At 64.4% G+C, this 18826-nt stretch carries 19 protein-coding genes and 1 other RNA gene; 9 read left to right on the top strand and 11 right to left on the bottom strand.

Annotation, left to right across the window (positions count from 1 at the left end; translation table 11 throughout):
* Positions 1–20: 20 nt before the first annotated feature.
* From ACJA3S_RS24775 to ACJA3S_RS24795, 5 genes are read right to left on the bottom strand one after another with little or no spacing between them, the layout of a single operon-like run.
* Positions 21–1238: a 2-octaprenyl-3-methyl-6-methoxy-1,4-benzoquinol hydroxylase gene (locus ACJA3S_RS24775; RefSeq protein WP_406820330.1), complete on the bottom strand. Its 1218-nt coding sequence runs from the start codon at positions 1236–1238 to the stop codon at positions 21–23.
* Between the two features lie 9 nt (positions 1239–1247).
* Positions 1248–1733 carry a DUF4442 domain-containing protein gene (locus tag ACJA3S_RS24780; RefSeq protein ID WP_186684121.1) on the bottom strand — a complete coding sequence of 162 codons (486 nt, stop codon included), beginning with the start codon at positions 1731–1733 and terminating at the stop codon, positions 1248–1250.
* Positions 1730–2929 (bottom strand): 2-octaprenyl-6-methoxyphenyl hydroxylase, encoded by a 1200-nt coding sequence (gene ubiH, locus ACJA3S_RS24785; RefSeq protein ID WP_406820331.1) that lies wholly within the window; start codon positions 2927–2929, stop codon positions 1730–1732. Before ubiH ends, ACJA3S_RS24780 begins: the two co-directional genes overlap by 4 nt.
* Complete coding sequence (pepP, locus tag ACJA3S_RS24790; protein WP_170033645.1) at positions 2926–4260, bottom strand: Xaa-Pro aminopeptidase; 1335 nt, start codon at positions 4258–4260, stop codon at positions 2926–2928. The genes ubiH and pepP overlap by 4 nt, the downstream gene beginning before the upstream one ends.
* Before the next feature lie 20 nt (positions 4261–4280).
* Positions 4281–4835 (bottom strand): YecA family protein, encoded by a 555-nt coding sequence (locus tag ACJA3S_RS24795; protein ID WP_406820332.1) that lies wholly within the window; start codon positions 4833–4835, stop codon positions 4281–4283.
* A 185-nt stretch (positions 4836–5020) separates the two neighbouring features.
* Here ACJA3S_RS24795 and ACJA3S_RS24800 point away from each other — a divergent pair, with 185 nt between their 5' ends.
* The 4 genes from ACJA3S_RS24800 to ACJA3S_RS24815 all read left to right on the top strand — a co-directional run bounded on the left by ACJA3S_RS24800 (position 5021) and on the right by ACJA3S_RS24815 (position 6407).
* Positions 5021–5203, top strand: coding sequence for a TIGR02449 family protein (locus ACJA3S_RS24800; RefSeq protein WP_170034340.1), 183 nt, complete (start codon positions 5021–5023; stop codon positions 5201–5203).
* A complete protein-coding gene (locus ACJA3S_RS24805) occupies positions 5200–5520 on the top strand; it encodes a cell division protein ZapA (protein WP_003259368.1) in 321 nt (106 codons plus the stop codon). Before ACJA3S_RS24800 ends, ACJA3S_RS24805 begins: the two co-directional genes overlap by 4 nt.
* Before the next feature lie 17 nt (positions 5521–5537).
* Positions 5538–5717: non-coding RNA, 6S RNA (gene ssrS / locus ACJA3S_RS24810), on the top strand.
* A gap of 81 nt (positions 5718–5798) precedes the next feature.
* Positions 5799–6407 carry a 5-formyltetrahydrofolate cyclo-ligase gene (locus ACJA3S_RS24815; protein WP_186671977.1) on the top strand — a complete coding sequence of 203 codons (609 nt, stop codon included), beginning with the start codon at positions 5799–5801 and terminating at the stop codon, positions 6405–6407.
* A 19-nt stretch (positions 6408–6426) separates the two neighbouring features.
* Here the strand turns inward: ACJA3S_RS24815 and ACJA3S_RS24820 are convergent, their stop codons facing one another.
* Positions 6427–6579 (bottom strand): hypothetical protein, encoded by a 153-nt coding sequence (locus tag ACJA3S_RS24820; RefSeq protein ID WP_170033651.1) that lies wholly within the window; start codon positions 6577–6579, stop codon positions 6427–6429.
* Between the two features lie 178 nt (positions 6580–6757).
* On the opposite strand from ACJA3S_RS24820, the gene ACJA3S_RS24825 reads away from it, so the two are divergent.
* The 4 genes from ACJA3S_RS24825 to ACJA3S_RS24840 all read left to right on the top strand — a co-directional run bounded on the left by ACJA3S_RS24825 (position 6758) and on the right by ACJA3S_RS24840 (position 12127).
* Complete coding sequence (locus tag ACJA3S_RS24825) at positions 6758–7207, top strand: EVE domain-containing protein (RefSeq protein WP_406820333.1); 450 nt, start codon at positions 6758–6760, stop codon at positions 7205–7207.
* A 129-nt stretch (positions 7208–7336) separates the two neighbouring features.
* On the top strand, positions 7337–8296 hold the full coding sequence (locus ACJA3S_RS24830; RefSeq protein ID WP_170033655.1) for an HlyD family secretion protein: 960 nt from the start codon (positions 7337–7339) through the stop codon (positions 8294–8296).
* On the top strand, positions 8293–11013 hold the full coding sequence (rbbA, locus tag ACJA3S_RS24835; RefSeq protein WP_406820334.1) for a ribosome-associated ATPase/putative transporter RbbA: 2721 nt from the start codon (positions 8293–8295) through the stop codon (positions 11011–11013). The genes ACJA3S_RS24830 and rbbA overlap by 4 nt, the downstream gene beginning before the upstream one ends.
* Before the next feature lies 1 nt (position 11014).
* On the top strand, positions 11015–12127 hold the full coding sequence (locus ACJA3S_RS24840) for an ABC transporter permease (RefSeq protein WP_406820335.1): 1113 nt from the start codon (positions 11015–11017) through the stop codon (positions 12125–12127).
* 71 nt (positions 12128–12198) lie between these two features.
* Here the strand turns inward: ACJA3S_RS24840 and ACJA3S_RS24845 are convergent, their stop codons facing one another.
* The gene (locus tag ACJA3S_RS24845; RefSeq protein ID WP_170033661.1) at positions 12199–12603 is read right to left on the bottom strand and encodes a flagellar basal body-associated protein FliL; all 405 of its coding nucleotides are present in this window, start codon (positions 12601–12603) and stop codon (positions 12199–12201) included.
* 157 nt (positions 12604–12760) lie between these two features.
* On the opposite strand from ACJA3S_RS24845, the gene ACJA3S_RS24850 reads away from it, so the two are divergent.
* Positions 12761–13738 (top strand): NADPH:quinone oxidoreductase family protein, encoded by a 978-nt coding sequence (locus tag ACJA3S_RS24850; protein WP_406820336.1) that lies wholly within the window; start codon positions 12761–12763, stop codon positions 13736–13738.
* Positions 13739–13850: 112 nt separating this feature from the next.
* On the opposite strand, the gene ACJA3S_RS24855 is transcribed toward ACJA3S_RS24850, so the two are convergent.
* From ACJA3S_RS24855 to rho, 4 genes are all read right to left on the bottom strand, one after another.
* Positions 13851–14501 carry a gamma-glutamylcyclotransferase gene (locus tag ACJA3S_RS24855; RefSeq protein WP_406820337.1) on the bottom strand — a complete coding sequence of 217 codons (651 nt, stop codon included), beginning with the start codon at positions 14499–14501 and terminating at the stop codon, positions 13851–13853.
* Positions 14502–14778: 277 nt separating this feature from the next.
* Entirely contained in the window at positions 14779–15747 is a 969-nt protein-coding gene (locus tag ACJA3S_RS24860) for a CDP-6-deoxy-delta-3,4-glucoseen reductase (protein WP_406820338.1), read from the bottom strand.
* Positions 15747–17213 (bottom strand): 4-hydroxy-3-polyprenylbenzoate decarboxylase, encoded by a 1467-nt coding sequence (gene ubiD, locus ACJA3S_RS24865; protein ID WP_406820339.1) that lies wholly within the window; start codon positions 17211–17213, stop codon positions 15747–15749. The genes ACJA3S_RS24860 and ubiD overlap by 1 nt, the downstream gene beginning before the upstream one ends.
* Before the next feature lie 204 nt (positions 17214–17417).
* Positions 17418–18677: a transcription termination factor Rho gene (gene rho, locus ACJA3S_RS24870; protein ID WP_003253661.1), complete on the bottom strand. Its 1260-nt coding sequence runs from the start codon at positions 18675–18677 to the stop codon at positions 17418–17420.
* Between the last annotated feature and the right edge of the window lie 149 nt (positions 18678–18826).

An 18826-nucleotide genomic window follows, 5' to 3' on the forward strand; every position in this document is an offset into this window, starting at 1 on the left:
TCCCACAGATTCCAGCAATCTCAGGCCTTGGCGAGATCCGGCAGATCACCGGTCAAACCCAGCGCCTGGCGCACGAACAGCGCCTTGGCCTCCGGCATCTGCTGCACCAGCTTCAAGCCAGTGTTACGTAACCAGCGCAACGGCAACGGGTTGGCCTGGAACAACCGCTCGAACCCTTCCATCGCCGCCATCAGCGCCAGGTTGTGCGGCATGCGTCGGCGCTCGTAACGGCTCAGTACTTTCACATCCGCCAGCCGCTCGCCACGCTCGCAGGCGTTGACCAGCACCTCGGCCAGCACAGCAGCATCGAGGAAGCCCAGGTTGACCCCCTGCCCGGCCAACGGGTGAATGGTATGTGCGGCATCGCCGATCAAGGCCAGGCCTTCATCCACATAACGCTTGGCGTGGCGCTGGCGCAACGGCACGCACACCCGCGGGTCGGCCTGCAGGACATCCCCCAGGCGCCCCTCGAAAGCCTGCTGCAGGGCCTTCACGAAGGCCGCTTCATCCAATGCCATCAACTGCTCGGCATGTTCCGGCGTGGTCGACCAGACGATCGAGCACCAGTCCTGCTGGCCATCGCGGGTCAACGGCAGGAACGCCAACGGCCCTTCATCGGTGAACCGCTGCCAGGCCGTGGCCTGGTGCCCGGCGCTGCAACGCACGCTGGTGACGATGGCATGGTGCAGGTAATCCCACTCGCGGGTTTCGCAGCCAGCCAGACGGCGCACCGCCGAGTTGGCGCCGTCGGCCGCGATCACCAACGGCGCGCGCAGCCGGCGGCCGTCGGCCAAGGTCAGCAGCCATTCATCGCCCGAACGGCGCAGTTGTTCGAGCCGGGCGTTGGCTAGCAGGCCGATGTCACTGTCATGCAGGCGCTCCAGCAGGCCATCCTGCACCACCCGGTTCTCGACGATATGGCCAAGCACCTGGGCATGCACGCTGGCGGCCGAGAAGTGAATCTGGCCGGTGCCGCTGCCGTCCCATACGTGCATGTCCGAGTAGGGCGTGGCGCGCCGCCGGGCAATGCCATCCCAGGCGCCCAGGCGTTCGAGGATGCGCTGGCTGGCCGCCGACAGCGCGCTGACACGCGGTTCGAACGGGGCCTGGGCATCGAACGGCTTGACCGCCAGCGGGCCACCGTCGAGCAAGAGGATTTGCAGGCCGCTGTGGCGTAACGCCAGGGCCAGGGCGCTGCCGACCATACCGGCACCGACAATCAACAGATCTGCGCGCATTTCCATGCCTTACGCCAGCCTCGCTTGCGGCTTGAGCCGCACATATAGGGTTTTATCGACCCGCGCCACCAGCTCGCCGGCGCCGTCGCGAATATCGACCTGCAGTCGCGGCAGGCACTTCTTGCCAGTGGCGGTCTGCTGGCGAATCTCGTCCAGCAACGCGTCATCGACGTGGAGTTCGGCATACACCGGGCCTTTGCCCGGTGAAATGAAATCGATGCTGGCGGCCTTGTCCCAGACGATATAGTCACGCCCCAGTTGCTCGATCAGCAGCAGCATGTAGAACGGGTCGACCATGCCGTACAGGCTGCCGCCGCACTGGGTACCGACGTAGTTGCGGTTCCAGCGGGTCAGCTTCATCGCTACCTTGACGCTGCGCAGGTCGGCACTGATGTGCTGCACGCGGATACCGGCGCCGAGGTGCGGCGGGAACAGGTTCAGGCGCCAGCGCAACAGGCGCGCGCGGCGCGCCAGCCGGCGTGCATCAGCGGTCATGCCTGCCCCCGCGAATCGGCGCGGGTGCCCAGGCCCATGGCCTGGCGGGCAAACCAGCTTTTCGCCGGCGGCAGCAGGTCGAGCCCGAGCAGCCCGAGGTTGCGCCCGGCGGCCAGCAACGGCTGGCTGCTGCCGAACAGGCGGGTAACCTGATCGGAAAAACCGATGGTCAGGGCCTGGTCCAGGCGCTGGCGCTGTTGATAAGCCTGCAGGGTGGCCAGGTCGCCAGGCCGCTGCGGGCCGGCCAGCAATGCTTCGGCCAGCGCCTGCACGTCACGCAGTGACAGGTTGAAACCCTGCCCGGCAATCGGGTGCAGGCTGTGCGCGGCGTTGCCCAGCACCACCAGGTGCGGCCGCACCTGCTCCTCGGCCTCGATCAGCGACAACGGGTAGAGGTGCCGCGCGCCAACCTGGCGCAGCGCGCCCAGGCGGTAGCCGAACACCGCCTGCAACTCGCGCAGGAAGTGGCGCTCGTCAATATCGGCCAGGCGCCGCGCATCCATGCCCTGGCGGGTCCAGACCAGCGCACAGCGGTTTTCCGGCAGCGGCAGCAGGGCCATGGGGCCGGCTTCGGTGAAACGCTCGAAGGCCTGGCCACCGTGGGCCTCGCCCGGGGTGATATTGGCGATCAACGCGCTTTGTTGGTAAGGCGTGTGACGCACATGGATGCCCAGCTGTTCGCGCAGGCCGGAGCGGCCACCGTCGGCAAGCACCGCCAGGTCACATTCAAGCTGGGTGTCGTCGTTCAGCATCAGCCGGTAGCCACCTTCGATCGCCTGCATCGAGGTCACTTCCGCCGGGCAGCGCCAGCTCACCACTTCAGTGTCCAGGCCTTGCCACAGGCATTGGCCCAACCAGGCGTTTTCCACCACGTAACCCAGCGCCGGCACGCCTTCTTCCTGGGCATCCAGGCGGGTAGCGCCGAAGCGGCCACGGTCGGAAACATGAATCTGCCGGATCGGCTCGGCGCGGCGCTCGATCGCTTGCCACAAGCCCAACTGCTGGTAGATCTGCCGGGTGCCGAACGACAGCGCCGACGAGCGCGCATCATAGCTGGGCTGGAAGCTGTCGCCGGGGGCGAACGGCTCGATCAGCAGGATTTTCCAGCCGCGCGCCTTGGCCCCGGCCTGCAGGGCCAGGGCCAGGCTTGCGCCGACCAGGCCACCACCGATGATCGCCAGATTCACCCGGTTCATGCGACGTCCTTGCGCGCAGCCTGCATCAGCGCCTCGATCTCGGCGACCGTGCGCGGCACGCCCGAAGTCAGGATTTCACAGCCTTGCCTGGTCACCACCACGTCATCCTCGATTCTTACACCGATGCCGCGCCACTTCTTCGCCACGGCCTGATTGTCGGCGCCGATATAGATGCCCGGCTCGACGGTCAGCGCCATGCCGGGTTCAAGCACCCGCCATTCGCCGCCAACCTTGTACTCGCCCACGTCATGCACATCCATGCCCAGCCAGTGCCCGGCGCGATGCATGTAGAAGGCGCGGTAGGCCTCACTGTCGATCAAGGCCTGCACTTCGCCCTGGAGCAGGCCCAGTTGCACCAGGCCCTCGGTGATCACCCGCACGGTTGCCTCGTGGGCATGGTTCCAGTGCTTGCCCGGGGCGATTTCGGCAAACGCCGCCGCCTGGGCCTTGAGCACCAGCTCGTAGATGGCCTTCTGCTCGGGTGAAAACCGCCCGCTGACCGGGAAGGTACGGGTGATGTCACTGGCATAGCAGTCGATCTCGCAGCCGGCATCGATCAGCACCAGGTCGCCATCCTTGAGCGGCGCGTCGTTCTGCTGGTAGTGCAGGATGCAGGCATTGCGCCCGGCCGCGACGATCGAGCCGTAGGCCGGCATCTTCGCCCCGCCCTTGCGGAACTCGTAGTCCAGCTCGGCTTCCAGGCTGTATTCATGCAGCCCGGCCCGGCAGGCCTGCATGGCCCGCACGTGGGCCCGTGCCGAGATGTCTGCAGCAGCACGCATCACTTTCACTTCCGCCGCTGATTTATACAGGCGCATGTCGTGCAGCAGATGATCCAGCGCAACGAACTCGTTCGGCGGCTGGGCGCCCAGGCGTGCCTTGGAGCGGATCACGTTGATCCAGTCCATCAGCCGGCGGTCGAATTCGGGGTTGCTGCCCATGGCGCTGTAGACCCGCTCGCGGCCTTCGATCAGGCCCGGCAGGATCTCGTCGATGTCGGTGATGGGGAAGGCATCGTCGGCGCCAAAGTCGCGCACCGCGCCCTCCTGGCCGGCACGCAGGCCGTCCCACAGCTCGCGCTCGGGGTTGCGTTCACGGCAGAACAGCACGTATTCGCCATGCTCGCGCCCCGGGATCAGCGCGATCACCGCCTCCGGCTCGGGGAAGCCGCTGAGGTACTGGAAGTCGCTGTCCTGGCGGTACACATGCTCGACGTCGCGGTTGCGGATGGCAACCGCCGCGGCGGGCAGGATGGCGATGCTGTTGGGGACCATCTGCGCCATCAGCGCCTTGCGCCGACGGGCATATTCGGCCTTGGGAATGTGGCTCATGGGCAGACTACCCCGGTTGATCAGTGCAGCGATGGCTTGGGCGCGGGGGCGGCCGGCTTGGCCAGCTCGGAGAACAGCAGCAGCGGCGCCACACGCAGGTATTCCATCACCTCCATGTAGTCGCTCTCGCCGTCCTCGGACTCTTCGAGGGCTTCCTGGACCTGGGAAATGGCCACCAGGTCCTGCAGCACTTCCTTGGCCTCGTCGGACAGCTCCTTGCCACCGGCATTCAGACCGAAACCGGTAATGAAGCCCTGGCACCACTGGCCGAGTGCAGTGGCACGGTCGCCCAGGGCAGCGTCGTCGGAAGGCAGCAGCAGGACGATCGCCATGTCGTCGCTGGTCAGCTCGCCCTTGACCATTTCCTGCAGGCCGACAAGGGCATTGCGCACAGTGTCGCCAGGTTCGGTTTCCAGCAGCTGGGCGGCATCGGCCAGCCAGCCTTCGGCGTCGAAGCCGGCACCGGCGCAACTGCGGCCGATCAGCAGGCCGTGCAGTTCGGCCGGGGTGACAGGATGGCCATTGCTGGACAGCAGCATGGCGAAGGCAACGTAAGGCGATTGGGTATTGGGCATGGGCAGCTAGGCGCCAGACGGCGCAATGACTAGAATGGAGACCTTGTATCCTAGCACCGGCAGGCGCGCCAAGACCATCGGCACTGGCCGTCGCCGCCCGGCGAGAGGCATCATCATCGCCACGGTGAGTCAACGACGGAGCGAATCGAGTGCAACCCACGCAAGAGAACGACCTGCAGGCACTGATGAGCCGATTCGAGTTGCTGATCCAACGCGTCGAGCAACTAAAACGGCAAAATGCACTCCTAGTAGCTCAGGAAAAATCCTGGCGCGAAGAGCGCGCCCACCTCATCGAAAAGAACGAGATCGCCAGGCGCAAGGTCGAGTCGATGATTTTACGCCTCAAGGCTCTGGAGCAAGACTCATGAGTTCAAGCAATAGCGTCACCGTGCAGATCCTCGACAAGGAATATTCGATCATCTGCCCGCCGGAAGAGCGCAACAACCTGGTCAGCGCGGCGCGCTACCTGGACGGCAAGATGCGCGAGATCCGCAGCAGCGGCAAGGTGATCGGCGCCGACCGCATCGCGGTCATGGCCGCGTTGAACATCACCCACGAAATGCTGCACCGCCAGGAAGACCGCAATGATGCGCCGGCCGGTGGTACCACCCGCGAACAGGTGCGCGACCTGCTGGAGCGAGTCGATCAGGCGCTGTCCGACGATGCGGATACCAAAATCGGCTGAGGTTGGTATACTGGCGCCACTCCCTGGGGGATGCGCCAGTCGGTTATGTCCCTGAGCCGATACGCACAACCACGGGGGTTGCACGCTGGGGCCGGTGTGCATGTCCGCCCGACGGAAAGCCTTAACGCCCCCTGCAATCTCCACCTTGAACTTTCGGGTTCAAGGGCTACACCGATAGCGGTCTTATCGGGGAGCCTGAATTCTCTTGCCCGCCTCTACCGGCGGGCAATTCGTTTTGGTCGGCCATGTCGGCCAACACACTTGGGACCGCTCGTGCCATGACCGACACCGCGCCGCTCACCCGCCCCCAGCTTCGCCGCCTGCTGCGCAATGCCCGCCGCGCCCTCACCCCGGCCCAGCAACGCCAGGCCGCTGTCGGCCTGTACCGCCAGCTGGCGCAACACCCACTATTCCGCCGGGCCCGGCACATTGCCCTGTACCTGCCCAATGACGGCGAGATCGACCCTGCCCTGCTGCTGCGCGAGGCCCAGCGCCGTGGCAAGCGTGTCTACCTGCCGGTACTCCACGCCTGGCCCCGCACACGAATGGTGTTCCAGCGCTTCGAACCGGGCGAAAAACTCAAGCCCAACCGCTTTCGCATTCCCGAGCCAGTCACCGAGCGCAAGCGCCAGCGCCCGATCTGGTCGCTGGACCTGATCCTGCTACCGCTGGTCGGTTTCGATGAAGTGGGCGGGCGCCTGGGTATGGGCGGCGGCTTCTATGATCGCAGCCTGGCCTACCAGGCGCGTCGCCAGACCTGGAAAAAGCCATTGCTGTTAGGGCTGGCGCATGAATGCCAGAAGGTCGAGCGGCTGGCGCAGGCCAGCTGGGACGTGCCACTGCAGGGCACGGTCTCGGACCGCGGCTGGTACCTGGCGCCACGTTGAAGGGCGCCAGCGAGGGGGATCAACGTTGTGGCTGGCTGGCGTCGACCGGCATCTGGTAGGCGTTGTCCAGCTTGCGCTCCCAGAACCCTTGCGCATAACCGGTAGTGACCACACCCAGGCCGAAAATGAACACCAAGACCCACAGCAAGTCTGGCTTGTTGCGTTGATTCATCGAAGATTGCCCCCCCGGCAAACTGACCAGCGCTCGGCGATTTTCTGGGTACCGCCGGAGCATCGTGCTTTTATCGGGGCGCATTTTCCGACAACCTGCGTCTACACGCAAACCTTGACGTCAACCGGCTGTCGGTTTCGTGCAACAGGTTATTTCAAACCTTTTCAGGAGCACCTCCATGGCCTACTGGCTGATGAAATCCGAGCCCGACGAGCTCTCCATCGAAGCCCTTGGCCGCCTCGGCGAAGCGCGCTGGGACGGCGTGCGCAACTACCAGGCACGTAACTTCCTGCGGGCCATGAGCGTTGGCGACGAATTTTTCTTCTACCACTCCAGCTGCCCGCAACCGGGCATCGCCGGCATTGGCAGAATCACCCGTGCGGCCTACCCGGACCCAACCGCGCTGGACCCGCAAAGCCCTTATCACGATGCCAAGGCCACACCGGAAAAGAACCCGTGGAGCGCGGTGGACGTGGCCCATGTGCAGACGCTGCCACGGGTGCTGGAACTGGGCTGGCTGAAACAGCAGGCCGGCCTGGCCGAACTGCCGCTGGTACAGAAGGGCAGCCGCCTGTCGGTGATGCCGGTGACTGCGGAGCAATGGGCGGTGATTGTCGCTTTGCGTTGAAACTGCGGCTAAGGTCATAAACCAAGTGGGGCTGCGGGGCAGGCCCCGTCATGGATTTGACCAATATCAACACACCACCCATGGCCGCAGGCCATGATGCAGTGTGCATGACCGCAAGGATGCAGAACGATGAACCGATACGCCCCCAGAATCTTCGCCACCGCGCTGCTCGCCCTGCTTGCGGCAGCCGCTGGGCTGGGGTACTGGAAGTCGCTGCACGACCAGTTGCCCGAAGGCCTGAGCATGGGCAACGGTCGCCTCGAAGCCACCGAAGTGCAAATCGCCAGCAAGATCCCCGGCCGCCTGGCCGAAGTACTGGTCGATGAAGGTGACAAGGTAACCCGCGGGCAATTGCTTGCACGTATCGACACGCGCACCATGGAAGCCCAACGCAGCCAGGCCGAAGCCGAAGTGCTGCGCGCCCGGGAAAACTATGCCGCCGCCCAGGCCAGCGTACAGCTGCGCCAGAGCGAGCTGCTGCTGGCCAGCCAGGAACTCAAGCGTGTGCGCGAGATTTTCCAGCGTAAATACGCCAGCCAGCAGTTGCTTGACCAGCAACAGGCGCGCTTCGACACGGCAAACGCAGCGGTGGTCGCCGCTCGCGCCCAGCTGGCCGCCATCAAGGCTGCCATCGGTGCTGCCGAAGCCCAGGTGGCGCAGCTCACCAGCGAAATTGACGACAGCAGCCTGCGCGCGCCGATCAACGGCATCATTCAACTGCGCCTGGCCGAACCCGGTGAAGTGCTGGGTGCCGGCGGCCGTGTATTGATGCTGATCGACCCCAGCGACCAGTACATGAACCTGTACCTGCCAGCCTCCACCAGCGGCCGCTTGACCGTCGGCGATCAGGCGCGCATCGTGCTCGACGCCCTGCCCGAGCGGGCACTGCCGGCGAAGGTAGCCTTCGTCGCCGCCAAGGCCCAGTTCACCCCCAAACAGGTGGAAACCCGCGACGAACGGCAGAAGCTGGTGTTCCGGGTCAAACTGCGCCTGAGTGACCCGGGCGCCGTGCCGCAGGCCAAACCGGGCATGCCAGGTGCCGGCTATGTACGCACGGCTGAGGTGGACTGGCCGGCCAACCTGCAATGAACGCCCCGGCACTGCTGGCCGAAGGCATCAGCCATTGCTATGGCGACCGGGCGGCCTTGCACACCCTCGGCTTCAGCCTGCCGGCTGGCACCCGCTGCGCGCTGATCGGTCCGGACGGGGCTGGCAAGTCGACCCTGCTGGGCCTGATCGCCGGGGTCAAGCGCCTGCAACAGGGCGAACTGCAGGTGTTGGGTGGTTCGATCCGTCAGCGGCGCCACCGCGCGGCGCTGTACCCCAAAGTGGCGTTCATGCCGCAAGGGCTGGGCAACAACCTTTATCCGGAACTGTCGATCAGCGAGAACATCCGCTTTTTCGCCACCCTGTTCGGCCTCGGCCACCGCGAATGCGAGCAACGCATGGCCAACCTGCTGCAGGCCACCGACCTGCAGCGCTTCGCCGAGCGCCCGGCGGGCAAGCTGTCAGGCGGGATGAAACAGAAACTGGGCCTGTGTTGCGCGTTGATCCACGAGCCGGACCTGCTGATCCTCGATGAGCCGACCACTGGCGTCGACCCGCTGTCGCGGCGGCGCTTCTGGGAGCTGGTCGAACAGGTTCGCGCGCAACGCCCGCAACTGACCCTGCTGGTGGCCACTGCGTACATGGAAGAAGCCGAACAGTTCGAGCACTGCCTGATGCTCGATGGCGGCCGCCTGCTGGCCGCCGGGCCTAGCCATGAATTGGCTGCGGCCACCCCCAGCGGCAAGCTGGACGATGCCTTCACCCATTACCAGGGTGCGGGCAAGGCGCAACACCCGCCGCTGGTCATCCCGCCACGCCCGGCGTCTGACGGCCCGGTGGCGATCGAAGCCCACGACCTGACCTTGCGCTTTGGCGACTTCACGGCGGTGAACAAAGTCAGTTTCGCCATTGGCCGCGGGGAAATTTTCGGCTTTCTCGGCTCCAACGGCTGCGGCAAGACCACCACCATGAAGGTACTCACCGGGCTGATGCCGGCCAGTGAGGGCAGCGCCAGCCTGCTCGGCCGCCCGGTGGATGCCAGCGACCTGGCCACGCGCAAGCGGGTCGGTTTCATGTCGCAGAGCTTTTCGCTGTATGGCGAACTCAGCACACGGCAGAACCTGACCCTGCATGCGCGCCTGTTCGACCTGCCCAAGGCAGAGAGCGCCCAACGCATCGATGAACTGATCGAGCGCTTCGACCTCGGCGCCATTGCCAACCAGCCATCCGGTGCCCTGCCCCTCGGCCTGCGCCAGCGCCTGTCGCTGGCTGTCGCGGTATTGCACCGCCCGGAAGTGCTGATCCTCGACGAACCCACCTCCGGTGTCGACCCGGCCGCCCGCGACGACTTCTGGCGCCTGCTGGTAGAGCTGTCACGCGAGCAGGGCGTGACCATTTTCCTGTCCACCCACTTCATGAACGAAGCGCAGCGCTGCGACCGCATCTCGCTGATGCACGCCGGTCGGGTACTGGCCTGCAACACGCCGGATGCCCTGCAGCGTCAGTACCAGGGCGACACCCTCGAAGACGCGTTCGTGCGCTGCCTGGAACACGCCCAGGAGCCGGCCCCGCCGGCCACCGACAGCACCGTGCTGGAGCAGGCCGCCACGCTTGCACCGGCGCTACGCCGAGGCTTCAGCCTGCGGCGCCTGCTGGCCGTGGCCAGCCGCGAGGGCAAGGAACTGCTGCGCGACAAGGTACGCCTGGCCTTCGCCCTGTTGGGCGCGATGTTCATGATGGTGATCTTCGGTTATGGCATTTCGCTGGATGTGGAAAACCTCGCCTTCGCCGTCCACGATCAAGACCAGAGCCCGCAAAGCCGCGCCTACCTCGAAGCCTTCCGTGGCTCGCGCTATTTCGCCGAGCAACCGCCGATCCGCGATTCCCGCGACATGCACCAGCGCCTGCAGCGCTCGGAGATCAAGTTGGCGCTGGAAATTCCGCCCGGCTTTGGCCGCGACCTGTATGCTGGCCGCCAACCGGTGGTGGCCGCCTGGCTCGACGGTGGCATGCCGTTCCGCGCCGAAACCAGCCGCAACTACGTGGAAGCCGTGCACCAGGCCAACCTCGAACAGCTGGCGAAGGCCAGCAAACAGCCCCAGCCACGCCAGGACCTGGTGCGCCTGGAAACACGTTTTCGCTACAACCAGGACGTGGTCAGCGTGAATGCCATCGGCCCGGGTGTGATGGCCCTGATCCTGGCCTTCATCCCGGCCATGCTTACCGCGCTGGGCATCGTCCGCGAGAAAGAGCTTGGCGCCATCACCAACTTCTATGCCACACCGCTCACCCGCCTGGAGTTCCTGCTCGGCAAGCAGATGCCGTACCTGGCCGTGAGCCTGGTCAACCTGGCGCTGCTGGTGGCGATGAACCGCTGGCTGTTCGCCGTACCGCTCAAGGGCAGTGTGCTGGCCCTGGCCTGCGGCGGCGTGGCCTACCTGCTGGCAACCACCAGCCTGGGCCTGCTGATCTCGGCTTTCACTCGCACCCAGATCGCCGCCATCCTCGGCACCATGATCATCACCAGCCTGCCGACCATCCAGTTTTCCGGCCTGATCGTGCCACGCTCGTCGCTGGACGGTGCAGCGGCAGTGATGGGCCAGCTGTTCCCGGCGGGCTACTTTCTCGATATTGCGGTGGGCACCTTCACCAAGGCGCTGGGCCTGCGCGAATTGTGGCCGCAGTGCCTGATCCTGCTGGGCTTCTTCGCCGTATTCACCGGCCTCAGCCTGGCCATGCTGAAGAAGCAGGAGGCCTGACATGTCGCGCTTCAGCCACACGCTGCGCCTGGGCCTCAAGGAACTGACCAGCCTGCGCCATGACAGCGTGTTGCTGCTATTCCTGCTGTACGCCTTCAGCGTGGCCATCTACATGCCGGCAGCCGGTTCGGTGATTGGCGTGCACAATGCCAGCGTCGCGGTGGTCGACGAAGACCACAGCCTGCTGTCCCGCAAGCTCAGCGAAGCCTTGCAACCGCCCGAGTTCCAGCCCGCTGTGCCGCTGGCCCCGGAGCGCCTGGACCAGGCCATGGACAGCGGCCAGTACACCTTCGTCATCAATGTGCCGGTGAACTTCCAGAGCGACCTGCTGGCCGGGCGCTCGCCGGAGCTGCAGATCAACGTCGATGCCACCGCCATGAGCCAGGCGTTCATGGGCGCCGGCTATATCGGCCGCATCTTCGAACGCGAGCTGCTCGAGTACGGCCAGCGGGCGGACGCCCAGAGCCCGATCGCGATCAATGCCAAGGCCCTGTTCAACCCCAACCTGGAGGGTGGCTGGTTCCTGGCGGTGATCCAGATCGTCAACAACATCACCATCCTGGCGATCATCCTCACCGGCACCGCACTGCTGCGCGAGCGCGAACATGGCACCCTCGACCACCTGCTGGTGCTGCCGCTGACCGCCCTGGAAATCATGCTGGCGAAAATCGCCAGCAATGCGCTGGTAGTGGTGATCTGCACCTGGATTTCGCTGGTGGTGGTGGTCAAGGGTGCGCTGGGCGTGCCGCTGTCCGGCTCGATGGGGTTGTTCCTGGCGGTGACGGCGCTGTACCTGTTCGCCAGTACGGCCTTGGGCATCTTCCTCGCCACCCTGGCACGCTCGACGCCGCAGTTCGGCCTGCTGGCGATCCCGGTGATCATCCCGATGCTGTTGCTGTCCGGCGGCAGCACACCACTGGACAGCATGCCGCAATGGTTGCAATGGGTGATGCAGGGATCGCCATCGACGCACTTCGTCAGCCTTGGCGCGGCGATCCTGTTCCGGGATGCCGGGTGGACAGTGGTGTGGCCGGACATCCTGGCGCTGGCGGTGATCGGCCTGGTGTTCTTCAGCGTGGCGCTGGCACGGTTTCGCCGTAGCCTGGCGTCCTGAACTGAGCGCCAGGCTTGCAAGCCCCTATGGCAGGGGCTTGGCCCGCGAACACGAGCGACGTGGGCTGCAGGTCACTGCACGATCAGGTTGTTGAACAGCAGGTCTTCGACGATCGGTTTGCCCTCTTCCGCCTCCATCACCTGCTGCACCTGCTTCAGCGCTTCCTGGCGCAGATGCTCCTTGGCCTCGACATTGCTCATGCTTTCCACCGATTGCTGGGTAAACAGCGCCACCAACTGGTTGCGGATCAGCGGCTCGTGATGCTTCACCGCCTTGGCCGCTTCGTCGCCGGTCACGCGCAGGGCCACATCGGCCTTGTACACGCGCAGCCGCGGGCTGCCGTCGAGGGCATAGTTGCCGACAAAGGGCGGGCTCAGGCTGATGTAGGCGACCTTGGGCGCCCCTTCCTTGGCTTCCTCGGCCATGGCCGCAGCCGGCAGCAGCAGCGCCAGCACCATCAAGATCCACGCTTTCACGAATTCGCTCCTCAATACAGTTGTCGCCAGCTTACCCAGCACTCCGCTCAAACCCAAGCCTGGGCTTATGCCACGCCATCAGGACCGGCCATGCTCGTTGACCGCTCAGGCGGCCCTCCTACACTTATCGGCCACTACCCGCAAAGGAATAGCCCCGATGAAAGCTGTGTTGTGCAAAACCCTGGGCCCGGCGCGTGACCTGGTGCTGGAAGAGGTGGCCAGCCCGGTACCGAAGAAGAACGAGATCCTGCTGGATGTGCAGGCTGCCGGGGTCAACTTTCCCGACACCCTGATCATCGAAGGCAAGTACCAGTTCCAGCCACCGTTGCCGTTCTCCCCCGGCGGCGAGGCAGCCGGCGTGGTGGCTGCGGTCGGAGAAAAGGCCGGCGCCTTCAAGGTCGGCGACCGGGTCATGGCGCTCACCGGCTGGGGGGCGTTCGCGGAACAGGTGGCGGTGCCGTTCTACAACGTGCTGCCGATGCCGGCGAGCATGGACTTCACCACCGCTGCAGCATTCGGCATGACCTACGGCACCTCCATGCATGCCCTGCGCCAGCGTGGCCAGCTGCAGGCAGGTGAAACCCTGCTGGTACTGGGCGCATCCGGTGGGGTCGGCCTGGCGGCGGTGGAAATCGGCAAGGCCATGGGCGCACGGGTGATCGCGGCGGCCAGCAATGCGGAGAAACTGGCCGTGGCCAAGGCGGCCGGCGCCGATGAACTGATCGACTACAGCCAGGCCAGCCTGCGTGACGAGATCAAGCGCCTGACCGGCGGCCAGGGCGTGGACGTGATCTATGATCCGGTGGGCGGTGAGCTGTTCGAGCAGGCGGTGCGCGGGCTGGCCTGGAATGGCCGGCTGTTGGTGGTGGGCTTTGCCAGCGGGACGATTCCGCAGCTTGCAGCCAACCTGGTGTTGCTCAAGGGCGCCGCGGTGCTGGGGGTATTCTGGGGGGCGTTTGCGCAACGCCAGCCGCAGGACAATGCGGCCAACTTCGAGCAACTGTTTGCCTGGCATGCCGAAGGCAAGCTGAAGCCGCTGGTGTCGCAGACTTATCCACTGGCTGAGGCGGGCGCGGCCATTGAAAGGCTGGGGCAGCGGCAGGCTGTGGGTAAGTTGGTGGTGCTGGCTCACTGATTTTGCGGCTGCTGCGCAGCCCATCGCGACACAAGGCCGCTTCTACAGGGTCACGCATTGCCCTGGAGGAGCGGCCTTGTGTCGCGATGGGCCGCAAAGCGGCCCCGACTACTCAAACTTCCCGCAGGTTATGGCAGCGGCGGAACCGCGCTTCGAGGTTGCGATCGGGCATCTGGTGACTGCGCAGGGCATTCAAGGTCTGCTCGACATAGTCACGGGTAGTGCCATAGCGCCCCTTGGCATTGGCCAGGATCTGGCTCAGCAAGGTATCGGGCAAGTTCCCGGCATAGCACGGCAGGTGCCGCTCCAGCACAAAGCCCAGCGCCTGCACCTTGCTGCCATCACCCAGCCGGCAGTTGAGCCAGTGCGGCCGATACGCCGGGTACGGCATTTCGCGCTGCCACAGGGCCATCAGTGAGTCGTCCAGGTTGCTTTCATCCAACCGGTAGGCAAAGCCGCTGCAGGAACCACCCCGGTCCAGGCCGAATACCAGCCCAGGGGTTTCCGGCGTGCCGCGGTGTTCGTGCGACCACAAATACAAGCCGCGATGGTAACCGTGCACCCGAGCACGCTGACGCTCCACCGAGTTGCACTCCGGTCGCCATATCAAGGAACCATAGGCAAACAGCCACACCGGCCCACCCTGATGGCGAGACATGGTGCTCTGCATGGAGTTGTACAGTTGCTCGTGGGTCAATTGCTGACCGAAGTCGAGCGAGGGAGGATAAGTAACTTTCCAGGACGAACTTTCAAGTGCCGACATAAGCTGCCGCCATAATTCCCTGTGAACTACGCATGTAGCGAAAAACCATTCGAGGCAGTCGTGGCATACCGCCTGTGCCGGCCCTGTCGCCGGCAAACCCGCTCCCGCACGGGAGACATGCCTAACCTAAGACAGACCGGTGCGTCAGCTCAAGTATATGTCGAAATTTTCATCGGGCATTCCGACGATTGGGAATTATTATTCCAGGCGACGTGAAAGTTATTAGCCAAGGCGGTAACAATTACCGCCTTATACCCACACTTTGAAACTTCGGTTATTAACCGCGCGGGGCGTAGGCAAACACATCCGCACGCATGCGGTGTGCGTCCATGCCAGCTTCGACCAAGGCATCGAGCGTGGCATAGATCATGTTTGGCGAGCCGCTGGCATAGACATGCACGGTATTGAGGTCGGCAATGTCTTCGCAGACCGCCTCATGCAGCATGCCGCAACGGCCTTCCCAGCCGCACAGGTCGCTGACGACCTGATGCAGGAACAGGTTGGGCAGGCGCTGCCATTCTTGCCAATGCTCGATCTGGTAGAAATCCTCGGGCCGGCGCACGCCCCAGTACAGGTGCACCGGGTGGCGGAAGCCCTGCGCCCGGCAATGCTCGACCAGGCTGTGCATCTGGCCCATGCCTGTGCCTGCCGCGATCAGCACCAGCGGCCCGTCAGGCAGCTCGGCCAGGTGGGTGTCGCCGAACGGCATTTCGATGCGCGCCAGGCGGTCGCGCTGCAGCTGGGCAATCAGTTGCTCGGCGCTGGGCTCGCGCGCCAGCACATGCAACTCCAGCTCACGCCCGGAATGAGGGGCGGAAGCCAGCGAAAACGCTGCCTGCTTGCCGCCGTCGCGCTCGATCATCAGGTATTGCCCAGCGTGATAGCGCGGCGGCTTGCCGGCTGGCGCGAGCAAGCGCACACGCCAGACATCGCCACCCACCTCGACGCATTCACTGACGCTGCACGCCAGCTTGCGCACCGGCAGCTCGCCCAGGGCGAGCACACCATCCCAGAGCAACACACAGTCCTCCAGCGGCTCGGCTATGCAGGTAAACAGCTCACCATGGTCACGGACCTCGCCATCCTGGCGAACCCGGCCTTCGACCAGCAACGCGGCGCAAACATGGCAATTGCCATTGCGGCAGCTGTTCGGGCAGTCATAGCCCAGCCGCCGCGCTCCATCCAGGATCCGTTCCCCGGGTTCGAGCGCCAGCACCGCCCCGGACGGCTGCAACGTTACCTGCATCAATCTATTCCCAACTGATCCCACAGCTCATCAATACGGCGGGTAACGGCTTCGTCCTTGACGATGACCCGCCCCCATTCGCGTGTCGTCTCGCCCGGCCACTTGTGCGTGGCGTCCAGGCCCATCTTCGACCCCAGCCCCGATACCGGCGACGCAAAGTCGAGGTAGTCGATAGGCGTGTTGTCGATCATTACCGTATCACGCTTGGGGTCCATGCGTGTGGTGATGGCCCAGATCACATCGTTCCAGTCGCGGGCGTTGATGTCATCGTCGGTGACAATAACGAACTTGGTGTACATGAACTGTCGCAGGAACGACCACACACCCAGCATCACGCGCTTGGCGTGGCCTGGGTACTGCTTTTTCATGGTGACCACCGCCATGCGGTACGAACAGCCTTCCGGCGGCAGATAGAAGTCGACAATTTCCGGGAACTGCTTTTGCAGGATCGGCACGAACACTTCGTTCAGTGCCACACCGAGAATCGCCGGCTCATCCGGTGGGCGGCCGGTATAGGTGCTGTGGTAGATCGGTTTTTGCCGGTGGGTGATGCGCTCGACGGTGAACACCGGGAAGCTGTCCACTTCGTTGTAATAGCCGGTGTGGTCGCCATACGGGCCTTCCGGGGCCATCTCGCCCGGGTGGATCACCCCTTCCAGAATGATCTCGGCGGTGGCCGGCACCTGCAGGCTGCTGCCCCGGCACTTGACCAGCTCGGTACGGTTGCCACGCAGCAGGCCGGCGAAGGCATATTCCGACAGGGTATCCGGCACCGGCGTCACCGCGCCAAGGATGGTTGCCGGGTCCGCCCCCAGGGCCACGGCGACCGGGAACGGCTGGCCGGGGTGCTTCTCGCACCACTCGCGGTAGTCCAGGGCGCCGCCACGGTGGCTGAGCCAGCGCATGATGACCTTGTTGCGGCCGATCACCTGCTGGCGATAGATGCCCAGGTTCTGACGGTCCTTGTTCGGGCCGCGGGTGACGGTGAGCCCCCAGGTGATCAGCGGTGCGACGTCGCCCGGCCAGCAGTGCTGGATCGGCAGCGCCGCGAGGTCGACATCGTCACCCTCGACCACCACTTCCTGGCACACCGCATCCTTGACCACCTTTGGCGCCATCGACACGACTTTCTTGAAGATCGGCAGCTTGGACCAGGCGTCCTTCAGCCCCTTCGGCGGCTCGGGCTCCTTGAGGAAGGCCAGCAGCTTGCCGATTTCGCGCAGTTCCGCCACCGATTCGGCGCCCATGCCCATGGCCACGCGCTCCGGCGTGCCGAACAGGTTGCCCAGCACCGGGATGTCGAAGCCGGTGGGCTTTTCGAACAGCAACGCTGGGCCCTTGGCGCGCAGGGTGCGGTCGCAGACCTCGGTCATTTCCAGCACTGGGGAGATCGGAACCTGGATGCGCTTGAGCTCGCCGCGCTGTTCCAGGCCACGGATGAAGTCGCGCAAGTCGCGATACTGCATGCAGGAGCCTCATGTTGGCCGTATCGGTCGGGGTGCAGAGTGTAGCGCCGTTCGGGCTCTGTTTGGGGGCAAAAATGCATTGGGGCCGCTTCGCGCCCCTTCGCGGGCACGCCCGCTTCCACAAGGATCACACAGAACCTGTGGGAGCGGGCGTGCCCGCGAAGGGACGCGAAGCGGCCCCAATTACTGCCTGGCCTGAAACGCTTACTTGCGCTTCATCGACAGGAAGAACTCGTCGTTGGTCTTGGTCTGCTTGAGCTTGTCGACCAGGAACTCGATGGCGGCGATTTCGTCCATCGGGTGCAGCAGCTTGCGCAAGATCCACATGCGCTGCAGTTCGTCGTCGGCGGTCAGCAGCTCTTCGCGACGGGTACCCGAGCGGTTGATGTTGATGGCCGGGAACACACGCTTCTCGGCGATGCGACGGTCCAGTGGCAGTTCCATGTTGCCGGTGCCCTTGAACTCTTCGTAGATCACTTCATCCATCTTCGAGCCGGTTTCGACCAGCGCGGTAGCGATGATGGTCAGCGAGCCGCCTTCCTCGATGTTACGCGCGGCGCCGAAGAAGCGCTTCGGCTTCTCCAGGGCATGGGCGTCGACACCACCGGTCAGTACCTTGCCGGAGCTCGGGATCACGGTGTTGTAGGCACGCGCCAGACGGGTGATGGAGTCGAGCAGGATGACTACGTCCTTCTTGTGCTCGACCAGGCGCTTGGCCTTCTCGATCACCATCTCGGCAACCTGCACGTGGCGGGTTGGTGGCTCGTCGAAGGTGGAGGCAACCACTTCGCCGCGCACGGTGCGCTGCATTTCGGTCACTTCTTCCGGGCGCTCGTCGATCAGCAGGACGATCAGGTGGCACTCGGGGTTGTTACGGGTGATGTTGGCCGCGATGTTCTGCAGCATGATCGTCTTGCCGGCCTTCGGCGGCGCCACGATCAGGCCACGCTGGCCTTTGCCGATCGGCGCGCACAGGTCGATGACGCGACCGGTCAGGTCTTCGGTGGAGCCGTTACCGGCTTCCATCTTCAGGCGCTTGTTCGGGAACAGCGGCGTCAGGTTTTCGAACAGGATCTTGTTTTTCGCGTTTTCCGGGCGGTCGAAGTTGATGGTGTCGACCTTCAGCAGGGCGAAGTAACGCTCCCCTTCCTTCGGTGGGCGGATCTTGCCGACGATGGTGTCGCCGGTACGCAGGTTGAAGCGGCGGATCTGGCTGGGCGAGACATAGATATCGTCGGGGCCGGCCAGGTAGGACGCATCAGCCGAACGCAGGAAACCGAAACCATCCTGGAGAATCTCCAGCACGCCGTCACCCGAGATCTCTTCGCCGCTTTTCGCATGCTTCTTCAGCAGGGCGAAAATCACGTCCTGTTTGCGCGAACGGGCCATGTTTTCGATGCCCATCTGTTCGGCCATTTCCAAAAGATCGGTAATCGGCTTTTGCTTGAGTTCAGTCAGGTTCATAAGGGGAATGACGTAATCATGTAAGAAGGGAGAATTAAGCTTCTGGCTTAATGAAGCCGCGCCGCTAGATGGCGACAGGATCGCGTACTGATTCGAATTAGGGATGCTTCGGCGACGGCGTGTAGAGGGCACTGGAGAAGCAGTGCGAG

Source organism: Pseudomonas sp. KnCO4 (assembly GCF_045344305.1).
Classification (GTDB): domain Bacteria; phylum Pseudomonadota; class Gammaproteobacteria; order Pseudomonadales; family Pseudomonadaceae; genus Aquipseudomonas; species Aquipseudomonas anuradhapurensis.